We start from the raw sequence: 19264 nt of genomic DNA on the forward strand, positions 1-19264 counted from the left end.
CCGCTTAAAAAAGCCGGTTCAGGCCGTCGTAGGCAGCTACCCGATAGGCTTCGGCCATGGTCGGGTAGTTGAACGTGGTGTTGACGAAGTACTTCAGGTTATTCAGCTCGCCCGGCTGGTTCATGATCGCCTGGCCGATGTGGACGATTTCCGAAGCCTGGTAGCCGAAGCAATGCACGCCGAGGATTTCCAGGGTTTCGCGGTGGAACAGGATTTTCAGCATGCCCTGTGGCTCGCCGGCGATCTGCGCGCGGGCCATGCCCTTGAAGAAGGCCTTGCCCACTTCGTACGGCACTTTGGCCTGGGTCAGTTCCTGCTCGTTCTTGCCGATCGAGCTGATCTCCGGAATGGTGTAGATACCGGTCGGCACGTCATTGACGAAGCGCCAGCTGCCATTGTCGACGATGCTGCCCGCTGCCGAACGGCCCTGGTCATGGGCGGCACTGGCCAGGCTCGGCCAACCGATCACATCACCGGCACCGTAGATGTTCGACACGGTGGTGCGGTAGGCCTCGTCGACCTCGATCTGGCCGCGGCTGTTGACCTTGATGCCGATGTTTTCCAGGCCCAGTTTGTCGGTGTTGCCGGTACGGCCGTTACACCACAGCAAGGCGTCGGCCTTGATCTTCTTGCCCGACTTCAGGTGCAAAATCACACCGTTGTCCAAGCCTTCGACCCGGTCGTACTCCTCGTTGTGGCGCACGGTGATGTTGTTGTTGCTGAAGTGGTAGCTCAGCGCCTGGGAAATTTCCGAATCCAGGAAGCTCAGCAACTGGCCACGGTTATCGACCAGCTCGACCAGCACACCCAGGCCGCTGAAGATCGAGGCGTATTCGCAACCGATCACGCCGGCGCCGTAAACGATCAGCTTGCGCGGAGTGTGGCTGAGGCTGAGGATGGTGTCGCTGTCATAGACGCGCGGGTGGTGGAAGTCGATGTCGGCCGGGCGATACGGGCGCGAGCCGGTGGCGATGATGATCTGCTTGGCGTTGAGCTTTTCGACCACACCGTTGGGGCAGACCACTTCGATGGTCTGCTCGTCGGCGAAGCTGCCGGTGCCGAAGAACAGGTCGACACGGTTGCGAGCGTAGTAGCCGGTGCGCGAAGCGACCTGCTTGGCAATGACCTTTTCGGCGCTCTTGAGCACGTCCGGGAAGGAGAACCAGCGCGGCTCGCCGATGGCGCGGAACATCGGGTTGGTGTTGAACTGCATGATCTGCCGCACCGAGTGACGCAGTGCCTTGGACGGGATGGTGCCCAAGTGGGTGCAGTTGCCGCCGACCTGGCGACGGCTGTCGACCATCGCCACCTTGCGCCCTGCTTTGGCGGCGTTCATTGCCGCGCCTTCTCCGGCCGGGCCGGAACCCAGCACCACTACGTCGTAGTTGTAGACAGCCATGCGTACTCCTTCAGAACTGGCCCGCGAGTCACGGTGGCTCGCGGGGCGCGATCATGTCGCCGGGGCGCCATGAGAAAATTCGGTTGCAGTCTAATCAAGCGTGAACGCCGCGCACATTAACCCTTGGTCGCGTCGTAGGCCAATTTTGCCTGCACTACATGTGGTTCACCGATTCCCTGGCGATCATCCATCCTTGCGCTTTCACTCGCCTTTCATTGCCCGCGAAAACGCTGGGGTCGCTCGGGAGACGAAGCCACCCTCGGCCCGAGTCACCAGTACGGCGGCAAGGTTATGGCTGACGGCGAAATCCCAGCCGCGCTCGGGGCCGAGAATCAGCAGCAGGGTCGAGAACCCGTCAGCCTTCAGCGCCGAGGCGTCGAGCACAGTGGCCGCAGCCAGGTCGTGCGCGACCGGGCGCCCGAGACGGGCATCGAAGGTGTGCGAATAGCGCCGGCCATTCTGCTCGAAATAGTGGCGATAGTCACCCGAGGTCGATACCGAAAGGCCATCCACCGGGATGACTTGGCGGGCGATCTGGCGGTCTTCACGGGGCAGCTCGAGGGCGATGCGCCACGGGCTGCCGTCGGGTTTGCGGCCAACCGCCTTGAGCTCGCCGGTGGCTTCGGCGATGAAACTGCTGATGCCCATGGCCTGCAGGCGCTGGGCGATCAGGTCGACGGCGTGGCCGGCGGCGATGCTGTTGAAATCCAGTTCCACCGGGGCATCCTTGCACAATGCCTGGCCTTCGATGCGCAGGTGCTGGTAGCCCACGCGCAGGCGGGCCTGGGCCAGGGCTCGCGGGTCGGGCACCTGCTCGTGACGGGCCTGGGGGCCGAAGCCCCAGAGGTCGAGCAGCGGCTCGACAGTGAGGTCGAAGGCGCCGGCACTTTGCGCCGCCAACTGCTGGCCGAAGCGGACCAGGTCGAGCATGTCTGATGGCAAAGCAAGGCATTGATTGGCCGGCAGCTGGTTGAACTGGCTGACAGTGGAATCGCTACGGTAGGTGGAATAGTGCTGGTCGATGCCCTGGAGGATGGCTTCGACTTCAGCCTGCACCTGGGCTGGGGCCGGGCCACCGGGGGCGCGGACGTACTGGATGCTGTAGCTGCTGCCCATGGTCGGGCCGCCCAGGCGCTCAAGGGTCGGGCCCTGGTTGCAGGCGGTGAGGAGCATCAGGATGAACAGGAGGGCTGCGCGCAAATTCGGACTCTCGGTCGCCGACACTGGCCTCTTCGCGGGTAAACCCGCCCCCACAAGGTATTGCACCGCCCTCAAGAACGCGGACGAACCTGTGGGAGCGGGTTTACCCGCGAAGAGGCCAGTAGAGACAACATAAATGCTAGGCAAAAAAAACGGGAACCCGAAGGTTCCCGTTTTTTCATTGCCTTACAAGCGAATCAGCGTGGAAACGCTGGCGGGTTCACACCGGCCATGTCTTCCATCACACGAACTACCTGGCAGCTGTAACCGAATTCGTTGTCGTACCAAACGTACAGCACAACGCGGTTGTCGTTGGCGATGGTCGCCTCTGCGTCAACCACACCGGCGTGGCGCGAGCCGACGAAGTCGGTCGAAACCACTTCCTGCGAGCTGACGAAGTCGATCTGCTTGTGCAGCTCCGAGTGCATGGCCGTCTGGCGCAGGTACTCGTTGATCTCTTCGCGGGTGGTGGGCTTTTCCAGGTTCAGGTTCAGGATAGCCATCGAGACGTTCGGCGTCGGTACGCGAATCGCGTTGCCGGTCAGCTTGCCCTTCAGCACGGGCAGTGCCTTGGCGGCTGCAGTGGCGGCACCGGTCTCGGTGATAACCATGTTCAGCGGCGCGGCACGGCCACGGCGGCTGCCCTTGTGGAAGTTGTCGATCAGGTTCTGGTCGTTGGTGAACGAGTGAACGGTTTCGACGTGGCCGTTGACGATGCCGTACTTGTCGTTGACAGCCTTCAGCACCGGCACGATGGCGTTGGTGGTGCAGGAAGCGGCCGAGATGATCTTGTCATCGGCGGTGATGTCACCGTGGTTGATGCCGTGCACGATGTTCTTCAGCGCGCCCTTGCCAGGTGCGGTGAGGATCACGCGGGCAGCGCCCGGGCAGGCCAGGTGCTGACCCAGGCCGTCGGCATCACGCCATACACCGGTGTTGTCGACGATCAGCGCGTTGTCGATGCCGTACTGGGTGTAGTCGACTTCGCTCGGGTTCTTGGCGTAGATAACCTGGATCAGGTTGCCGTTGGCGGTGATGGTGTTGTTGGCTTCGTCGATGGTGATGGTGCCATCGAACGGGCCGTGCACCGAGTCACGGCGCAGCAGGCTGGCACGCTTGACCAGGTCGTTCTCGGCGCCTTTGCGCACGACGATGGCACGCAGGCGCAGGCCGTCGCCACCACCGGTCTTCTCAATCAGGATGCGCGCCAGCAGGCGGCCGATGCGGCCGAAACCGTACAGGACGACGTCGGTGCCTTTACGGGCCGAAGCGTTCTGTTGGCCAACTACGTCAGCCAGCTCTTCACGCACGAACTGCTCGGCGCTGCGGCCGTTGCCTTCCTGCTTGAACTTGTTGGCCAGCTTGCCCAGGTCAACCGAAGCGGCGCCCAGTTTCAGCTCGCTCATGGCCTTGAGCAGAGGGAACGTCTCGTGGACAGACAGTTCGGTCTCGTCGGTCTGACGATGACGCGCAAAGCGGTGGGCTTTGAGGATCGAGATAACCGAACGGTTGATCAGGCTGCGGCCATAAATCGAGCTCACCACGTTGTTGTTGCGGTAGAGCTGACCGATAAGCGGGATCATCGCTTCAGCCAATGCTTCACGATCAATCCACTCACCAAGACACTGGTCGGGCTTCTGAGTCACGGGAACCTTCCACATGTAGGGACAGAAAAAAGGGGCTACATTATGACGCCCCAACGCGGAACGGGCAATGAGCGCCTGTCGCGGCAGCCAGAGCCAGTGTTCATGGCCTTTGGAGCCTGACAGCAGGCACCAGCACCGGTACAATCGGTGTCTTTGCCGCAACGCTTGGAGTGCAATCTCCCGTGTCAGTTCTGCGCCTACCGCAACTGTCGGCCACGGCCGGCAAACAAACCTGGGGCAACCTGCCCGGTGCCGCCCTCAGTCTTGCCATTGCCGAAGCCGCCAGCAGCGCTGGCCGCTTTACCCTGCTGCTGACCGCCGACAGCCAGGCCGCCGACCGTCTGGAACAGGAGCTGCGCTTCTTTGCCCCAGACCTGCCGGTGCTGCCCTTCCCCGACTGGGAAACCCTGCCCTACGACCTGTTCTCGCCGCACCAGGACATCATCTCCCAGCGCATTGCCAGCCTGTACCGGCTGCCGGAGCTGAGCCACGGCATACTCGTCGTGCCGATCACCACCGCCCTGCACCGCCTGGCGCCGACCCGCTTCCTGCTGGGCAGCAGCCTGGTGCTGGACATCGGCCAGACCATCGACGTCGAGCAAATGCGCACGCGCCTTGAAGCCAGCGGCTACCGCTGCGTCGACACCGTTTATGAACATGGCGAATTCGCCGTGCGCGGCGCGCTGATCGACCTGTACCCCATGGGCAGCAAGCTGCCCTACCGCATCGACCTGTTCGATGACGAAATCGAGACGCTGCGCACCTTCGACCCCGAGACCCAGCGCTCGATCGACAAGGTCGACTCGGTGCGCCTGCTGCCGGCGCGCGAATTTCCGATGCAAAAAGAGGAAGTGACCCGCTTCAAGGCGCGCTTCCGCGAACGCTTTGACGTCGACTTCCGCCGCAGCGCGATCTTCCAGGACCTGGCCAGCGGCATCATTCCCGCCGGCATCGAGTACTACCTGCCGCTGTTCTTCGAAGACACCTCGACGCTGTTCGACTACCTGCCCAGCGACACCCAGGTGTTTTCCCTGCCGGGCGTCGAGCAGGCCGCCGAGCACTTCTGGAACGACGTACGCGGGCGCTACGAAGACCGCCGTGGCGACCTGAGCCGCCCGCTGCTGCCGCCTGCCGAGTTGTTCCTGCCGGTGGAAGACTGTTTCGCCCGGCTCAAGCAATGGCCGCGGGTGGTCGTCAGCGCCGAAGACGTCGAGGCTGGCGCCGGCCGTGAACGCTTCCCAGCACGCCCCCTGCCCGAACTTGCCATTGAGGCCAAGGCCAACCAGCCACTGGCGGCGCTGTCCAGCTTCCTTGACCAGTTCCCTGGCCGCGTACTGTTTACCGCCGAGTCTGCGGGCCGTCGCGAAGTGCTGCTGGAACTGCTCGAACGCCTGAAACTGCGCCCGCACACCGTCGAAGGCTGGGCCGACTTCATCACCGGCTCCGAGCGGCTGGCGATCACCATTGCCCCGCTTGACGAAGGCCTGGTGCTGGACGACCCGGCCCTGGCCCTGATCGCCGAGAGCCCGCTGTTCGGCCAGCGCGTGATGCAGCGCCGACGGCGCGACAAGCGCGGCGAGACCGCCAACGATGCGGTGATCAAGAACCTCACCGAACTGCGCGAAGGCGCACCGGTGGTGCACATCGACCATGGCGTGGGCCGCTACCTGGGCCTGGCTACCCTGGAAATCGACGGTCAGGCCGCCGAGTTCCTCACCCTGGAATACGCCGAGGGCGCCAAGCTGTACGTGCCGGTGGCCAACCTGCACCTGATCGCCCGCTACACCGGCAGCGATGACGCCCTGGCGCCGCTGCACCGGCTCGGCTCCGAGGCCTGGCAGAAGGCCAAGCGCAAGGCCGCCGAGCAGGTGCGTGATGTCGCCGCTGAGCTGCTCGACATCTATGCCCGCCGCGCCGCGCGCAAGGGCTACGCCTTTGCCGACCCCGCTGCCGACTACGCCACCTTCAGTGCCGGGTTCCCCTTCGAAGAAACCCCCGACCAGCAGAACGCCATCGAAGCCGTACGCGCCGACATGCTCGCGGCCAAGCCGATGGACCGCCTGGTGTGCGGCGACGTGGGCTTCGGCAAGACCGAAGTGGCCATGCGCGCGGCCTTCATCGCCGTGCACAGCGGCCGCCAGGTGGCGGTGCTGGTGCCCACTACCCTGCTGGCCCAACAGCACTACAACAGCTTCCGCGACCGCTTCGCCGACTGGCCGGTAACCGTCGAAGTGATGAGCCGTTTCAAATCGGCCAAGGAAGTCGCCAGCGCGGCGGCGGACCTGGCCGAGGGCAAGATCGACATCCTCATCGGCACCCACAAGCTGCTGCAGGACGATGTGCGCTTCAAGGACCTGGGCCTGGTAGTGATCGACGAAGAGCACCGCTTTGGCGTACGCCAGAAGGAACAGCTCAAAGCCCTGCGCAGCGAGGTGGACATTCTCACCCTGACCGCCACGCCGATTCCGCGCACCCTGAACATGGCCGTGGCCGGCATGCGCGACCTGTCGATCATCGCCACACCGCCCGCCCGACGCCTGTCGGTGCGCACGTTCGTCATGGAACACAACAACAGCACGGTCAAAGAAGCCCTGCTGCGTGAACTGCTGCGCGGCGGCCAGGTGTACTACCTGCACAACGACGTGAAAACCATCGAGAAGTGCGCTGCAGACCTTGCCGAACTGGTCCCGGAAGCGCGTATCGGCATCGGCCACGGCCAGATGCGCGAGCGCGAGCTGGAACAGGTGATGAGCGACTTCTACCACAAGCGCTTCAATGTGCTGATCGCCTCGACCATCATCGAGACCGGCATCGACGTGCCAAGCGCCAACACCATTGTCATCGAGCGCGCCGACAAGTTCGGCCTGGCCCAGTTGCACCAGTTGCGTGGCCGGGTCGGCCGCAGCCACCACCAGGCCTACGCCTACCTGCTGACGCCAGCGCGTCAAAAGGTCAGCAGCGACGCCGAGAAGCGCCTGGAAGCCATCGCCAACACCCAGGACTTGGGGGCAGGCTTTGTACTGGCCACCAACGACCTGGAAATCCGCGGCGCTGGCGAACTGCTGGGTGAAGGCCAAAGCGGGCAGATCCAGGCGGTCGGTTTCACCCTCTACATGGAAATGCTCGAACGGGCGGTCAAGGCCATCCGCAAGGGTGCCCAGCCAAACCTCGAACAGCCACTGGGTGGCGGCCCGGAGATCAACCTGCGCCTGCCGGCCCTGATCCCCGAGGGCTACCTGCCCGATGTGCATGCACGCCTGATCCTCTACAAGCGCATCGCCTCGGCCGCCGACGAAGAAGGCCTCAAGGACTTGCAAGTCGAGATGATCGACCGCTTCGGCCTGCTGCCGGAGCCAACCAAAAACTTGATGCGCCTGACCTCGCTCAAGCTGCAGGCGGAAAAGCTCGGCATCAAGAAAGTCGATGCTGGCCCCAACGGCGGCAAGCTTGAGTTCGAGGCCGAGACACCGGTCGACCCGCTGACCCTGATCAAGCTGATCCAGGGCCAGCCCAAACGCTACAAGTTCGAAGGCGCCACCCATTTCCGCTTCCTGGTACCGATGGAACGCCCCGACGAACGTTTCAACACCCTTGAGGCGCTGTTCGAGCGCCTGACCCCACAGTCTGCCTAAGGAAGATCCATGCGTGCCATCCGTTGCCTGACCCTGCTGCTGGCGCTGTTCGCGCCAGCCGCCTTCGCCGAAGGCCTGTATCAGGTAGAAATGATCCTGGTGCGGCAAAACAGCGTCCCCGCCTTCACCAGCCCGTTCGCCCCCGAAGACTGGAGCGCCGGTGCGCCGCGCCTGGACAAGGCCGCCGAACGCCCACTGGGGCTGGACGATGAAACCACCCGCCTGCAAGCCACCGCCGACTACACCGTGCTGATGCACAAGGCCTGGCAGCAGCAGGTCGGCAGCGAACCCAGCCGCATCGCCCTGGGTGAAGGCGAAGAGCAGTTCGGCCACTTCCCCATCGAAGGCAACCTGAGCATCGCCGAAGGCCGCTTCATCGCGGTGGAGGCCAACTTCTGGGTCAACCAGCTCGACGGCAACGGCAGCGTGCTGCGCAGCGAGCAATTCAAGCAAAGCAACAGCAACGTCAAGGGTGGCCAATTGACCTTCCTTGATGGCGGGCATCTCGCGGTGCTGCTGAAGATCACGCCACCGGGTACACCGAAGATGCCGGTGATGGACCCGGAGTTGATGGAGCAGTGATGTGAGCGAGACCGATGCGCAGTTCTTTATCCGGGGGCTTGACACCTGGAGGTTCGCGTTTGACCGCACTACGCTGCAACGCGGCTTCGACTATGCAGAGGAAGGCAGGAGCGAAATCGTATCCATCCTGGACCTGACCATCCGCGCGCAGTGCGCAGGCTCTGGCGGCCGCGCCTACTACCAGCGCATCACGCTGGACATGACCGAGGACGGCCTTGAATGCGAGGGCACTTGCTCGTGCCCGGTCGGTGACAATTGCAAACACTGCGCAGCGGCGCTCTATCTGCTTGAACGTGGCCCGGACTGGGTCGAAGGCACACCTGACGAACCCCTTGCCGTTACGCCCGCAGCGCAGCAGTCCCTTGAATTGCCCCCCGAACTCGCACATTGGGTCGAGGCCCTGGAAGTACCGGCAGCCCTTGCCACAGAACCCGCCAAGCGCAAAGGCCCTGCACTCTACTATGTGGTGAGCAACAACCATGGCCAGTGCATGCTCAGCGTGTTCAAAGGTACCCGGCAGCCCGATGACAGCTTGAAGCTGGGCCGGCCCAGTTCGATGCCCGAGCTCATCTACTACACACCCAAGTACGTGACCGATGAAGACTTGCGTGCGCTGCGGCTGATCGATGCCCTCAGCAAGGATTACAGCCTGCCCGTCGCACGCCTGGAAGGCAAAAAGGGCGCCGAACTCTACGAGTATGCCCTCGCCACCGGCCGCTTACTGTATGGCCAACAGCAGAAACCCCTGGCCCAAGGCCCCGACCTGCACGCCGAATTTCGTTGGGTTCGGCTGGACAACGGCAGCTACCGCGGCGCCTGGCACCATGCTGAAAATACCCACATGCTGGCACTGCCGGTCGACCCACTGTATTACGTCGACCCACAAGGCGGACAGACCGGCAAGCTGCTGCATGACCTTGACCCGTTCATTGCCAGCCAACTGGCCAGCGCCCCGACGGTTCCCGAGCACCTGATCATCCCCCTGAGCCATCGCTTGAACGCATTGAACCGCCAGGTTCCGACCCCCACCAAGGTCCGCAGCGAGCAGATCGACACGATCGAGCCTCGCCCTCACCTGACCCTGGGCAGCCTCGAGTACAGCGCCTACATGCCCAAGACCGGCCGCATGCAGCGCCAGATGCAGCACCGCGCCGCGCTGTCGTTCGACTACGACGGCCTGCGCGCCAGCGGCAACGACGACAAGCCGTTGACCCGCCTGGTAGATGCCACCAGCCAGCGCATTCGCCGCCAGCCCAAGGCCGAACAGGCGCTGCGCAAGACGCTACGCGACCTCGGCTTCAAGGCCGCCACCCGGCAGAGCAAGGCCCTGCCCGACAGTGCGGGCGAGATGCACCAACTGCCTGATGACGAGGCCTGGCTGCACTTCGCCCGCAACGGCTTGGCACAACTGCGTGAAGCCGGCTGGGTGATCGACATCCACCGCGACTTTTCCTTCAACCTGCACGAGGTGGACGACTGGTACGCCAGCATCGACGAGGCCCCCGGGCATGAATGGTTCGACCTGGAACTGGGCATCGTGGTCGATGGCCAGCGCCACAGCCTGCTGCCGATCGTGCTGCAGTTGCTGCGCAGCAACCCGGAACTGCTGCGCGCCAGCGAACTGGCCCGGCGCAGTGACGACGAACACTTGCTGATCGACCTTAACCGCGGCCGCCTCGACAGCCCCGCGCTGCGCGTCGCCCTGCCCTACGGCCGGATCAAGGCGGTGATGGGCACCCTTGGCGAGCTCTACCTGCATGAAGACGCCGCCGGCCCTTCACTGCGCCTGGACCGGGCCGATGCCGCGCGCTTGAACGAGCTCGATCACCTGCCGCTGCACTGGGAAGGCGGCGCGCACGTGCGCGACCTGGGCAAGCGCCTGCGTGACGCACGCGACCTGCAGGTCGAACCGCCCGCACAACTGAACGCGGCCCTGCGCCCTTATCAGCAACAAGGCCTGAACTGGTTACAAGCCCTGCGCGAAATGGGCACGGGCGGGATCCTCGGCGACGACATGGGCCTGGGCAAGACCCTGCAAACCCTGGCTCACCTGTTGCTGGAGAAACAGTCCGGCCGCCTGACCACTCCCGCCCTGGCGGTGATGCCGACCAGCCTGATACCCAACTGGCTCGACGAGGCCAAACGCTTTGCCCCCGACCTGCGCGTGGTGGCACTGCAGGGCCCAGGGCGCAGCAAGCATTTCGCCACGCTGCACGACTACGACCTGGTGCTCACCACCTATGCCCTCGTGCCCCGCGACCTCGAACACTTGCGTACGCAGCACTGGCACGTGCTGGTGCTAGACGAGGCGCAGAACATCAAAAGCAGCACCAGCAAAGCCGCCCTCGCCGTCTGCGAGTTGCAGGCCGAGCAGCGCCTGTGCCTGACCGGTACGCCGATGGAAAACAACCTCGGCGAGCTGTGGTCGATCTTCCACTTCCTGATGCCGGGCTGGCTGGGCGACCTCAAGCGCTTCAACCAGGATTACCGCACCCCGATCGAACGCCGCGGCGACGCCGAACGCATGGCCCACCTGGTCAGCCGCATCCGCCCGTTCCTGCTGCGCCGCACCAAGGAACAGGTGGCCACCGAACTGCCCGCCAAGACCGAGATGGTGCACTGGGTCGAGCTCAGCGATGCCCAGCGTGATACCTACGAGGCCGTGCGGGTGGCGATGGACAAGAAAGTCCGCGACGAAATCGCCCGCAACGGCGCCTCGCGCAGCCAGATTGTCATCCTTGATGCCCTGCTCAAGTTACGCCAGGTGTGCTGCGACCTGCGCCTGGTGAAGGGCGTCGAGACCAAGGGCAACCAGGCCGATAAAGGCAAGCTCGGCGCCCTGCTGGAGATGCTCGAAGAGCTGCTCAGTGAAGGCCGGCGGGTACTGCTGTTCTCCCAGTTCACCTCGATGCTGGCATTGATCGAGCAAGAACTGCAAAAGCGCAAGGTGCGTTACAGCCTGCTGACCGGCGACACCCGCGACCGCCGCACGCCGGTGCAAGCATTCCAGCAGGGTGACAGCGAGGTGTTCCTGATCAGCCTCAAGGCGGGTGGCACCGGGTTGAACCTGACGGCTGCGGACACGGTGATCCACTTTGACCCCTGGTGGAACCCGGCCAGCGAAAACCAGGCCACCGACCGCGCCTACCGCATCGGCCAGGACAAACCGGTGTTCGTGTTCAAGCTGATTACCCGCGGCACGGTGGAAGAGAAGATTCAGCTGTTGCAGCAAGAGAAGGCGGCCCTGGCGGCAAGCCTGCTCGATGGCGGGCAGGTCGGGCAGTGGCGGCTGGGGGATGATGAGATCGAGGCGCTGTTTGCCCCCTTGCCCGGGAAGCGCGGCCGTTAAGCGCTTGTGAGCAATCTCTGTAGGAGCAGCCTTGCGCTGCGAAGAGGCCAGTGACAACACCCTTGATCTTCGCTGTTGTCACCGCCGCCTTCGCAGCACAAGGCTGCTCCTACCGGGAAGTGGGTAAATCCGGCCTACCGTCGAATACAGCCGGATCAGTCAATCGACCAGCTGCGCCTCTTTCAACGCCCCCAACGCCTCCAGCCAACGCGGCTGCTGGCGATAATCGGTGCGCGCAAAGCCCTGCCCCTGCATCCGTGCAATGCGCGGCGAAGGCTTGACCTTCAGCCGCTGCGCCGCACTCAATGCCAGCTCTGCCGCCGCCCGGTCGTTGCACACCAGGCCCATGTCGCAGCCAGCACTCAACGCTGCTTCGATGCGGTTGGCCGCATCCCCGACCACGTGCGCACCGGCCATGGACAGGTCGTCACTGAAAATCACCCCGTCAAAGCCCAGCTCACCGCGCAGGATGTCTTGCAGCCAACGCCGCGAGAAGCCGGCCGGCTGGTTATCGACCTGCGGGTAGATCACGTGGGCCGGCATCACCGCTGCCAGCTGGCCGCTGAGCCGGGTGAACGGCACCAGGTCCGCCTGGCGCAACTGTTCAAGGCTGCGCTCGTCCGTGGGGATGGCCACGTGCGAGTCGGCCTCGGCCCAGCCGTGCCCCGGGAAGTGCTTGCCGCAGGCCGCCATGCCCGCAGCGTTCATGCCACGAATGAAAGCCGCCGCCAGCTGCGTGGCGCGCTGTGGGTCACCCTCGAAGGCGCGGCTGCCGACCACCGCACTGCGCTGGTGGTCCAGGTCGAGCACCGGGGCGAAGCTCAGGTCCAGGCCTACCGCCAGCACCTCGGTGGCCATCAACCATCCGCACTGCTCCGCCAGGTAATCGGCGTTGTCGTTGTCGGCCAATGCACGCATGGCCGGCAGGCGCACGAAGCCTTGGCGCAGCCGCTGCACACGCCCGCCCTCTTGGTCGACGGCCAGGATCAAGTCCGGGCGAATCGCGCGAATGGACGCGCACAGTTCGCGCACCTGGCGCGGGCTGTCGATATTGCGGGCAAAGATGATCAGGCCGGCCACTTCAGGTTGGCGCAGCAGGTGACGGTCTTCGGCGGTCAGCCATTTACCGGCGATGTCCACCATCAAGGAGCCTTGCAGGCTGACGGTCATGGGAAATCCTTCATTGAAGACTTAAAGAAGCCCACTGGGGGCAAGCCGCCTCTTCGATGCGCACCCGGCAATGGGCCGGCACGCGGTCGAACAGGCCAAGCAAATCGGTGTTGTGCAGGCGTATGCAGCCATGGGACAGCGGCACGCCCAAAGGTTCGGTCTCAGGTGTGCCATGCAAGTAGATATAGCGGCGGAACGTGTCGACGGCGCCGAGGCGGTTGACGCCCGGCTCGCAGCCGCTGAGCCAGAGGATACGGGTGAGGACCCAGTCCCGCCCGGGAAACCGCGCCTGCAGCTCAGGCGACCAGACCTCACCGGTCCAGCGCCGGCTACGCAACACCGCGTTCAGCGGCAGGCCCGCGCCAATTTTCGCCCGTACCTGATGCAGGCCACGCGGCGTGCAGCCCGATCCATTGCGCTCGCCGGCGCCGTTACGCGCCGTGGACACCGCCAGGCGCAGGCACAAGCGGCCCTGGGCGAACCCATAGAGGCATTGGTCGGCAAGGGAGATGTGCAATAGATCGAGATCGGGCATGGGCGCTAGCTTAGCCGAAGCGCCCTGCCCCGCCCAGCCTTCAGGCCTTGGCGGTGGCTGTGCTGCTGGTCTTGCTGCGCGGGCGCAGTTGCGCGGCTGCCATGGCTTCGTCGGTGACCCCGCTATCAGCGCGCATCCCTGCTGCCAGGAACGGCACCATCAGGCGCATGACCTGCTCAATTGAGGTATTGATGCCAAAATCGGTTTCGGCGATGGCGCGCAACGCCTTGATGCCGGACATGCTGAACGCTGCAGCGCCGAGCATGAAGTGCACGCGCCAGAACAGCTCCAGCGGCGGAACCCGTGGCGCGGCTTCGTTGACCAGCAGCATGTAGCGGCGGAACACCTTGCCGTACATGTCTTCCAGGTAACGCCGCAGGTGCCCCTGGCTCTGGCTGAAAGCCAGCCCCAGCAGGCGCATGAAGATAGACAGGTCATTGTTGCTGCGCGGCTGCACGGCCAGGGCCTGCTCGACGAGCATTTCGAGCAGCTCTTCGAGGCTGGGCTTTTGCTCCGGGCGCGCCTGGCGACGCTCGAGTTCACGTTCGAGGCTGGCACAGAAAGGGCCGAGGAAACGCGAGAAGACCGCCTGGATAAGGGCCTTTTTGGAACCGAAGTGGTAGTTGACCGCCGCCAGGTTCACCCCGGCCTTGCTGGTGATCAACCGCAACGAGGTTTCAGCGAAGCCTCTTTCCGCGAACAGCTGCTCGGCAGCATCGAGAATGCGTTCAACGGTTTCCGATTGGGCCATGATTATTCCGCCAGACAAACAGGTGTTTGAAACATACGTTTCAGGCCTTCGTCTGTCAAGGCTCGGTGACTGGGCGGTCGCCATTTAAAAACGCCAATGACCGCGCTGCAAGCGCCATTCTCGCTGTTTCTTCGTACAGGGTGCTTGCAGCTCATCCAGTACTGTATATAATCCCAGTCACTGTATAAAAAGACAGAGCGCTCACCATGTTGAAACTGACGCCACGCCAAGCTGAAATTCTCGCGTTCATCAAACGTTGCCTTGAAGACAACGGCTTTCCACCGACACGCGCTGAAATCGCTCAGGAGCTGGGCTTCAAATCGCCCAACGCCGCCGAAGAGCACCTGAAGGCCCTTGCTCGCAAAGGCGCAATCGAGATGACCCCCGGCGCATCCCGCGGCATCCGTATCCCCGGGTTCGAGGCCAAGGCCGACGAAAGCGGCCTGCCGATCATCGGCCGGGTAGCAGCGGGCGCACCGATCCTCGCTGAGCAGCACATCGAGCAATCCTGCAACATCAACCCTGCCTTCTTCCACCCTCGCGCCGACTATCTGCTCCGCGTGCACGGCATGAGCATGAAGGATGTCGGCATCTTCGACGGTGACCTGCTGGCAGTGCACACCTGCCGCGAGGCCCGCAATGGCCAGATCGTCGTCGCCCGCATCGGTGACGAAGTGACCGTCAAGCGCTTCAAGCGCGAAGGCACCAAGGTCTGGCTGGTTGCCGAAAACCCCGAATTCGCCCCCATCGAAGTCGACCTGAAAGAACAGGAGCTGGTGATCGAGGGCTTGAGCGTCGGCGTCATACGCCGCTGATCCAGGAGGCGCCATGCAGCAGTTCATTCACGCACCCGAGCAAGCCCAGTTGCCATTGTTCGAAGCATTCCTTGCCCAGCCCATTCTGCCGGGCCTGAAGGCCAGCGAGCAGACGCGCAAGAGCAGCCACCCCGAGCTGTTCAGCGAGCTGTCACTGCGCGGCGCTGCCGAGCATTGCCAGAGCCTGTTGGCCCCGGTCCTGCGCGAACTGAGCGAAGAGGAAGACGCCCGCTGGCTGACCCTGATCGCCCCACCCTCGAGCCTGACCCAGGCCTGGTTGCGCGATGCTGGCCTCAACCGCGAACGCATCCTGCTGCTGCACCCTCGTGGCAATCAGAGCCCGCTGCAACTGACCTGCGAAGCGTTGCGCCTTGGCCGCAGCCACACCGTGGTCAGCTGGCTTGGCAGCGTCAATGCCAGTGCACGTCAACTGCTGCTGCGCTCAGCCAGCACCGGTAACGCACAAAGCCTGAACATCCGCCTCGGCTGATGTTCAGGCTTTGCCTGTTACTTCAAAAGCACTGATACCAAGCAACGCGATCAATGCAGAACGCGAGGACCTTCGTCGCGTTCGAGCTCGCCATCCATCAGGCGACCGGCCATCTGCACGCCAACACTGAGCATGGCCTTGGCCACTTCTACATGCTGACCCTGCAGGAACGCCTTGGCGTCTTCCGAGAAATCCAGGGTTACCAGAGAGCCCTCATCCTCCGCACGACGCAGTTCGATCCGGCCATCAGGCAACTCGACAATTTCCAGAAAAGACGTAGACATAAAAGGCTGTTCTCCACGAAAGGCCAACATTGTATCAGCCGCAGCGGCTATCAGCACTCACTCAACGCGTCACGGAAACGTCTCACCAAGCTTTTAAGATTGCTGCGCCAGCTTTCCAGCTCTTCACGCGACAGCGCAGGCTGCTCGGGCTCATCGAGATTGACGGCCTGAATCAGCGGCTGGGTGACATCGGTTTTAGGCGTTTTTTTCGCGACCGGTGGTCGGAACAAATCGGCATAAGCACTCAGCATTTGCGCCAGCCAGGTTTCGCGCTGACGGGCCAATTCCAGCAGCTCGGCCACCTCGGGGATAGCGATGCCATTTAGCGCATCGCCTTCAAGCAGTTGCTCGACACTCGACGCCGTTGGCAGGCGGTAGTAGCCACCAATTTCATGGCACAGGCCCAGAAGCGCGCCGTACAAGTGGAACAGCGCCGATTCGCGTTCGGCCTGGACCAGGCCCTGAGCGTTCATGGCTTGGCCCTGTTCGGCTTTGGCCATGGACTCGAGCGCGAGGCCGGCGAAGAACAGTTTCTGGTTGGTGCGGGTGTAGAGTTCCTGGGCCATCTCGAGTGACCTCCCTAAAGGCTGGTAAGCGATTAGGATCAGTTTCAGGGATGGCCTGGCCGGCCGCAAGCTGAATGTCGCATAAACAACTGGGGCCGCTTTGCGCCCCATCGCCGGCAAGCCGGCTCCTACAGGGAAAGCGCCACCGTTGAAATGGCACTGTACCTGTGGGAGCCGGCTTGCCGGCGATGGGCCGCAAAGCGGCCCCCGTTCAACGCCAATCAGCGCTTGTCTTCAACCTTCCACGCATTGCCGTCGTAGAACGCCTTCCACCCCGTCGGCTTGCCATCGACCTCGGACTGCACGTACTGCTCCTTGGTCTTGCGGCTGTAGCGAATCACCGCTGGGCGGCCTTCCGGGTCCTTCTGCGGGGCATCGCAGAGGAAGTGGTACTTCGGATCGATCTCATGCTTGTGCGGGACGATCTCCAGCACCAGCGGCGCACGCGTCTCGCGGTTTTTCGGGAACTGGCTGGCCGCCAGGAACAACCCCGAAGCACCGTCGCGCAACACATAGGTGTCATCGACCTTCTCGCACTTCAGCTCTGGCATTTCCACCTTGTCCATCTTCGGTGGCGCCGCCTCACCGCTTTTGAGCAGCTTGCGGGTGTTCTTGCACGCAGGGTTGGTGCAACCGAAGAACTTGCCGAAACGGCCAGTCTTGAGTTGCATCTCGCTGCCACACTTGTCGCACTCCAGGCTCGGCCCTTCGTAGCCCTTGATGCGGTAGCTGCCCTCTTCGATCTCGTAGCCCGCACAATCCGGGTTGTTACCACAGATGTGCAGCTTGTGCTTCTCGTCCAGCAGGTAGGCGTCCATCGCCGTGGCGCAGATCGGGCAACGGTGCTTGCCCAACAGCACGCGGGATTCCGATTCACCCTCGTCATCCGCGGCAATCTCGTCACCTGGCACCAGGTTGACGGTTGCCTTGCAACGTTCCTTGGGCGGCAGGCTGTAGCCCGAGCAACCGAGGAACACGCCGGTGGAGGCGGTACGAATCATCATCGGGCGGCCACATTCCTTGCACGGAATGTTGGTCATGGTCGGCTGGTTGGCACGCATGCCGTTTTCGGCCGACTCGGCCGTCTGCAGCTTTTTGCTGAAGTCGCCGTAGAACTCGTCGAGCACGTTCTTCCAGTCACGCTCGCCCTGGGCCACGTCGTCGAGGTTCTCTTCCATGCCGGCGGTGAAGCCGTAGTCCATCAGGTTGGAGAAGCTCTCGGACAGGCGCTCGGTGACGATGTCGCCCATCTTCTCGGAATAGAAGCGGCGGTTGTGCAACGTCACATAGCCACGGTCCTGGATGGTCGAGATAATCGCCGCGTAGGTCGACGGGCGACCAATGCCGCGCTTTTCCATTTCCTTGACCAGGCTGGCTTCAGTGAAGCGCGCTGGCGGTTTGGTGAAGTGCTGGCTCGGGTCGATCTGGATCAGCTTGAGCGCTTCACCTTGGACCATTTCCGGCAGCACATCGTCTTCGCCAGGCTTGCTCTGTTGCGGCAGCACACGGGTGTAACCGTCGAACTTGAGGATACGGCCCTTGGCACGCAGCTCGAAGTCGCCAGCCGCCACCGTGACGCTGGTGGACAGGTACTGCGCCGGCGGCATCTGGCAGGCGAGGAACTGGCGCCAGATCAGCTCGTACAGGCGCTCTGCGTCGCGCTCCATGCCGCTGAGCTTGGTCGGATGGGTGTTGACGTCAGAAGGACGAATCGCTTCGTGCGCCTCCTGGGCGCCTTCCTTGCTGCCATACACCAGCGGGTTTTCCGGCAGGTACTGCTTGCCGAACTCGCGCTCGATGTAGCTGCGCGCCATGTCCAGGGCATCGGCCGACAGGTTGGTGGAGTCGGTACGCATGTAGGTGATGTAACCCGCTTCGTACAGACGCTGGGCCATCATCATGGTTTTCTTCACGCCAAAGCCCAGGCGGTTGCTCGCGGCCTGCTGCAAGGTGGACGTGATGAACGGCGCCGAAGGCTTGCTGCTGGTCGGGCGGTCTTCACGCTTGACCACGCTGTAGCTGGAAGCCTTGAGCTTCTCCAGCGCTGCCATGGCCTGTGCTTCGTTGAGTGGCTTGAAGGCCTCGCCTTTCTCGCGCGCCACTTCGAAACGCACCTTGGCGTTCTTGGCGGTGCCCAGGTCGGCGTGGATCTCCCAGTACTCTTCGGGGATGAAGGCACGGATCTCGCGCTCGCGCTCGACCACCAGCTTCACCGCAACCGACTGTACACGGCCTGCAGACAGGCCACGGGCGATCTTGGCCCACAGCAGTGGCGAAACCATGTAGCCCACCACGCGATCGAGGAAGCGCCGCGCCTGCTGGGCGTTGACGCGGTCGATGTCCAGCTCGCCCGGTTGCGAGAAGGCCTCTTGAATGGCCTTCTTGGTAATTTCGTTGAACACCACGCGCTTGTAGCGGGTGTCGTCACCACCGATGGCTTCGCGCAGGTGCCATGCAATGGCCTCCCCTTCGCGGTCCAAGTCGGTTGCGAGGTAGATGGTGTCAGCATCCTTGGCCAGGCGGCGCAGCTCTTCGATCACCTTTTCCTTGCCAGGCAGGATCTCGTACTTGGCCTTCCAGCCGTGGTCGGGGTCGACACCCATGCGTGCCACCAGCTGGCGGCGTGCCTTTTCTTTCGGCGAAAGGGCCGGCGCCTCACCCGCAGCCTTACCACGCTTGGCGGCCGGCTCTTTGCTAGCGCTGGCCGAACCGCTGGTGGGGAGGTCTCGGATATGGCCGATACTCGACTTCACCACGTACTGGTTGCCCAGGTACTTGTTGATGGTCTTGGCCTTGGCCGGGGATTCCACAATGACCAGCGATTTGCCCATGGATCGGAGTATTC

Annotated in this window: 14 protein-coding genes; 5 read left to right on the forward strand and 9 right to left on the reverse strand. The window is 63.3% G+C overall.

Annotation, left to right across the window (positions count from 1 at the left end; genetic code table 11):
- Positions 1-4: 4 nt before the first annotated feature.
- The 3 genes from sthA to QOS90_RS24645 all read right to left on the reverse strand — a co-directional run bounded on the left by sthA (position 5) and on the right by QOS90_RS24645 (position 4260).
- Positions 5-1399, reverse strand: a complete 1395-nt coding sequence (sthA, locus tag QOS90_RS24635) for a Si-specific NAD(P)(+) transhydrogenase (protein WP_027596615.1) — start codon at positions 1397-1399, stop codon at positions 5-7.
- Between the two features lie 201 nt (positions 1400-1600).
- A complete protein-coding gene (locus tag QOS90_RS24640) occupies positions 1601-2599 on the reverse strand; it encodes an FAD:protein FMN transferase (RefSeq protein ID WP_027596616.1) in 999 nt (332 codons plus the stop codon).
- 197 nt (positions 2600-2796) lie between these two features.
- Positions 2797-4260, reverse strand: a complete 1464-nt coding sequence (locus QOS90_RS24645) for a glyceraldehyde-3-phosphate dehydrogenase (protein WP_027596617.1) — start codon at positions 4258-4260, stop codon at positions 2797-2799.
- A 167-nt stretch (positions 4261-4427) separates the two neighbouring features.
- Between QOS90_RS24645 and mfd the strand changes: the two genes are divergently transcribed.
- From mfd to QOS90_RS24660, 3 genes are read left to right on the forward strand one after another with little or no spacing between them, the layout of a single operon-like run.
- Positions 4428-7877: a transcription-repair coupling factor gene (gene mfd, locus QOS90_RS24650; RefSeq protein ID WP_085274213.1), complete on the forward strand. Its 3450-nt coding sequence runs from the start codon at positions 4428-4430 to the stop codon at positions 7875-7877.
- Positions 7878-7886: 9 nt separating this feature from the next.
- Positions 7887-8459: a CsiV family protein gene (locus QOS90_RS24655; RefSeq protein WP_027596619.1), complete on the forward strand. Its 573-nt coding sequence runs from the start codon at positions 7887-7889 to the stop codon at positions 8457-8459.
- Between the two features lies 1 nt (position 8460).
- The gene (locus QOS90_RS24660) at positions 8461-11808 is read left to right on the forward strand and encodes a DEAD/DEAH box helicase (protein WP_085274212.1); all 3348 of its coding nucleotides are present in this window, start codon (positions 8461-8463) and stop codon (positions 11806-11808) included.
- Positions 11809-11967: 159 nt separating this feature from the next.
- Here the strand turns inward: QOS90_RS24660 and nagZ are convergent, their stop codons facing one another.
- From nagZ to QOS90_RS24675, 3 genes are read right to left on the reverse strand one after another with little or no spacing between them, the layout of a single operon-like run.
- Complete coding sequence (gene nagZ, locus QOS90_RS24665) at positions 11968-12966, reverse strand: beta-N-acetylhexosaminidase (protein WP_177323913.1); 999 nt, start codon at positions 12964-12966, stop codon at positions 11968-11970.
- Positions 12967-12988: 22 nt separating this feature from the next.
- Complete coding sequence (locus tag QOS90_RS24670; RefSeq protein WP_027596621.1) at positions 12989-13513, reverse strand: L,D-transpeptidase; 525 nt, start codon at positions 13511-13513, stop codon at positions 12989-12991.
- A 40-nt stretch (positions 13514-13553) separates the two neighbouring features.
- Entirely contained in the window at positions 13554-14264 is a 711-nt protein-coding gene (locus QOS90_RS24675) for a TetR/AcrR family transcriptional regulator (RefSeq protein ID WP_027596622.1), read from the reverse strand.
- A 206-nt stretch (positions 14265-14470) separates the two neighbouring features.
- Between QOS90_RS24675 and lexA the strand changes: the two genes are divergently transcribed.
- Positions 14471-15079: a transcriptional repressor LexA gene (gene lexA, locus QOS90_RS24680; RefSeq protein ID WP_027596623.1), complete on the forward strand. Its 609-nt coding sequence runs from the start codon at positions 14471-14473 to the stop codon at positions 15077-15079.
- A 13-nt stretch (positions 15080-15092) separates the two neighbouring features.
- Complete coding sequence (gene sulA / locus QOS90_RS24685; RefSeq protein WP_027596624.1) at positions 15093-15569, forward strand: SOS-induced cell division inhibitor SulA; 477 nt, start codon at positions 15093-15095, stop codon at positions 15567-15569.
- A 50-nt stretch (positions 15570-15619) separates the two neighbouring features.
- Here sulA and QOS90_RS24690 read toward each other — a convergent pair whose 3' ends face one another.
- From QOS90_RS24690 to topA, 3 genes are all read right to left on the reverse strand, one after another.
- Positions 15620-15853: a hypothetical protein gene (locus tag QOS90_RS24690; protein WP_004376430.1), complete on the reverse strand. Its 234-nt coding sequence runs from the start codon at positions 15851-15853 to the stop codon at positions 15620-15622.
- Positions 15854-15903: 50 nt separating this feature from the next.
- A complete protein-coding gene (locus QOS90_RS24695) occupies positions 15904-16419 on the reverse strand; it encodes a DUF6586 family protein (RefSeq protein WP_027596625.1) in 516 nt (171 codons plus the stop codon).
- Between the two features lie 221 nt (positions 16420-16640).
- On the reverse strand, positions 16641-19250 hold the full coding sequence (gene topA / locus QOS90_RS24700) for a type I DNA topoisomerase (RefSeq protein ID WP_027596626.1): 2610 nt from the start codon (positions 19248-19250) through the stop codon (positions 16641-16643).
- Between the last annotated feature and the right edge of the window lie 14 nt (positions 19251-19264).

This window comes from Pseudomonas sp. LAIL14HWK12:I10, assembly GCF_900184205.1.
Lineage (GTDB): Bacteria > Pseudomonadota > Gammaproteobacteria > Pseudomonadales > Pseudomonadaceae > Aquipseudomonas > Aquipseudomonas kermanshahensis.